We start from the raw sequence: 2,357 nt of genomic DNA, 5'->3' as shown, positions 1-2,357 counted from the left end.
CTCACCCTCCCACGCGCTTCGCGCGCGGGCCCCTCCCTCTCCCCGAGGAGAGGGCAGACTGAGCCATGCCCCGTTGCACCTCTCCTTGGGGAGAGGTCGAAATCGCGCAGCGATTTCGGGTGAGGGGGTGCGGCCTCTCAGCCCAAACCGGCGCCGGGTCTCACGCCACCTGCCCCAACCCCGCTTTCGCCTCGTCGATCCAGGCCTTGTTGATGGCGCGGTAGCTGCGGGTCGACTTGCCGGCGCGGGTCAGGATCTCGCGCCACAGCGTCTCGGCCGCCGCGTGGTCGCCGCGCTCGGCCTCGGCCCGGGCCAGCCAGGCGCGGACCTCCTCGCCGGCGAAGACCGGCAGCAGCTGGCGCAGCAGCACGATGCCGTCATCATGGCGGCCCATCATGCACAGCGCCCGGGCACGCACCAGGCGGCGCTTCGAATCCGCGGCCTCGGGGTTGGTCCCGGCCACCTCGTCCAGCACGTCGATCGCGTCTTCCGGCCGGCCCAGCATCAACAGGGCCTCGGCCCGCAGCCGGCCGAAGGTCGGGTCGTCGGCATGCAGCCCGACCATCGACTCCTCCAGCAGCGGCAGCGCGTCGGCCGGCCGGCCGAGATGCAGCAGCTCCTCGGCCAGCGGCACCTTGTTGGCGGTGGTCGGCAGGTCCTCATGCGCCTGGTGCAAAGCGCGCAGCCGCCGCTCCGGGTCGACCGAATCGACCAGCTGCTTCCGGGCGTCACGCACCGGCCGCAGGTTCAGCCATTCCGGCAGCAGCTCCACCAGCACATAGGCGGCGATGCCCAGCCCCGGCGCGAACAGCAGGATGTAGAACCAGATGTTCGACCGCCCGGTGCGCAGCGCATGCACCAGGAAGCCGAGCTGGCAGGCATAGATCAGAACGCCGAGATACGGCATGGCCGGCCCCCTCGAACCCCGCCCCTCGAATCCCCGAGGAGTTATCCGAAATTCGAGGGAACCGTCAACGCAACGAAACGGGACGGCAGTCCTGTCGCCTCAGGCCTTGCGCTCGACCACGAAGCGGGCCACCGCCCGCAGCGCCTCGGCCCGGTCGCCGAACACGTCGAGATGGCGGCAGGCCTGGTCGGCCAGCATCCGGGCCTGGGATTCGGCGCGCTCCAGCCCGAGGATCGAGACGAAGGTGGCCTTGCCGGCCGCCTGGTCCTTGCCCGGGGTCTTGCCGATGTCCTCGGCCCGGCCGCGGACGTCGAGCAGGTCGTCGGCGATCTGGAAGGCCAGGCCCATGTCATGGGCATAGGCCTGCAGCGCACCGCGCCGCGAATCCTCGACCTTGCCGAGGATCGCCCCGGCCTCGCAGGAGAACTCGAACAGCGCGCCGGTCTTCAGCCGCTGCAGCCGGGTGATGGCGCCGATCTCGGTCAGCGGCGTCTGCTCGGCCTGCATGTCCAGCGCCTGGCCGCCGACCATGCCGGCGGAACCGGACGCGCGGGCCAGGGCGGTGACCAGGGCGATGCGGACCTTCGGGTCGGCATGGGTCTCGCTGTCGGCCAGCACCTCGAAGGCCTGGGTCAGCAGCGCGTCGCCGGCCAGGATCGCCGTGGCCTCGTCATAGGCCTTGTGCGTGGTCGGCTTGCCGCGGCGCAGATCGTCATTGTCCATCGCCGGCAGGTCGTCATGCACCAGCGAGTAGCAATGGATCATCTCCACCGCCGCGCCGACGCGCAGGGCGCAGCTCTCGGCCACGCCGAACAGCCGCGCGGACGACACCACCAGGAACGGGCGCAGCCGCTTGCCGCCGCCCAGCGAGGCGTAGCGGATGGCCTCGGCCAGCGGCGGCTCGCCCGGCTGCGGCTTGGGCAGGACGCGGTCCAGGACGCGCTCCACCTGCGCGCCCGTTTCGGCCATGGCTTTGCTCAGATCAATCGACAAGACACGGCCTCAATCGAAAGTCGCGGGTTTGGCGGTGACGGTGCCGTCGGCGGCGCGCGAGATCGTCTCGACCCGCGCCTGCGCCTCGCGCAGCTTGGCCTCGCAATGGGCGCGAAGCAAGGCGCCGCGCTCATAGGCCGATATGTTGTCGTCGAGCTTGCCCTGCCCGGCCTCGAGCTGGCGGACGATGGTCTCCAGCTCGGCGAGGGCGTCCTCGAAGCTCAGGCCCGCGATGTCGGCGGGGATCGGTCGATCGGCCATGGGCTGTCCGTTCTCATTCGGGCGGCGACAATAGGCGTGGCGGCAAAAAGAGGCAACCGGAGGTCAGCCGTTCTCGGCAAGCACCCGGCCGGCGAGGTACAGCGAACCGCAGATCAGCACGCGGCCGGGCGGGTCGCCGGGGCGGGCCGCCGCGGCGACCGCCGCGGCGACGTCCTCGGCCGCGGCGGCATCGGCC

Annotated in this window: 3 protein-coding genes; all 3 read right to left on the bottom strand. The window is 71.3% G+C overall.

Features of this window, described 5'->3' with window-relative positions:
* Nucleotides 1-160: 160 nt before the first annotated feature.
* Nucleotides 161-907: a tetratricopeptide repeat protein gene (locus tag BWR60_RS35905; protein WP_088158129.1), complete on the bottom strand. Its 747-nt coding sequence runs from the start codon at nt 905-907 to the stop codon at nt 161-163.
* 99 nt (nt 908-1,006) lie between these two features.
* Complete coding sequence (locus tag BWR60_RS35900) at nt 1,007-1,876, bottom strand: polyprenyl synthetase family protein (RefSeq protein ID WP_088158127.1); 870 nt, start codon at nt 1,874-1,876, stop codon at nt 1,007-1,009.
* Between the two features lie 33 nt (nt 1,877-1,909).
* Nucleotides 1,910-2,161: an exodeoxyribonuclease VII small subunit gene (locus BWR60_RS35895; protein WP_088158125.1), complete on the bottom strand. Its 252-nt coding sequence runs from the start codon at nt 2,159-2,161 to the stop codon at nt 1,910-1,912.
* Nucleotides 2,162-2,357 lie beyond the last annotated feature (196 nt).

Origin of the sequence: Inquilinus limosus (assembly GCF_002195995.1) — a bacterium.
GTDB lineage: Bacteria > Pseudomonadota > Alphaproteobacteria > DSM-16000 > Inquilinaceae > Inquilinus > Inquilinus limosus_C.
The sequence above is the reverse complement of the archived record's forward strand: the minus strand, read 5'-3'. Positions and strand labels throughout refer to the sequence as shown.

Bases quoted from the DNA above. Each gene is read 5' to 3' on its own strand.
- BWR60_RS35895 (WP_088158125.1), bottom strand. From the start codon at position 2,161: ATGGCCGATCGACCGATCCCCGCCGACATCGCGGGCCTGAGCTTCGAG.
- BWR60_RS35900 (WP_088158127.1), bottom strand. From the start codon at position 1,876: ATGGCCGAAACGGGCGCGCAGGTGGAGCGCGTCCTGGACCGCGTCCTG.
- BWR60_RS35905 (WP_088158129.1), bottom strand. From the start codon at position 907: ATGCCGTATCTCGGCGTTCTGATCTATGCCTGCCAGCTCGGCTTCCTG.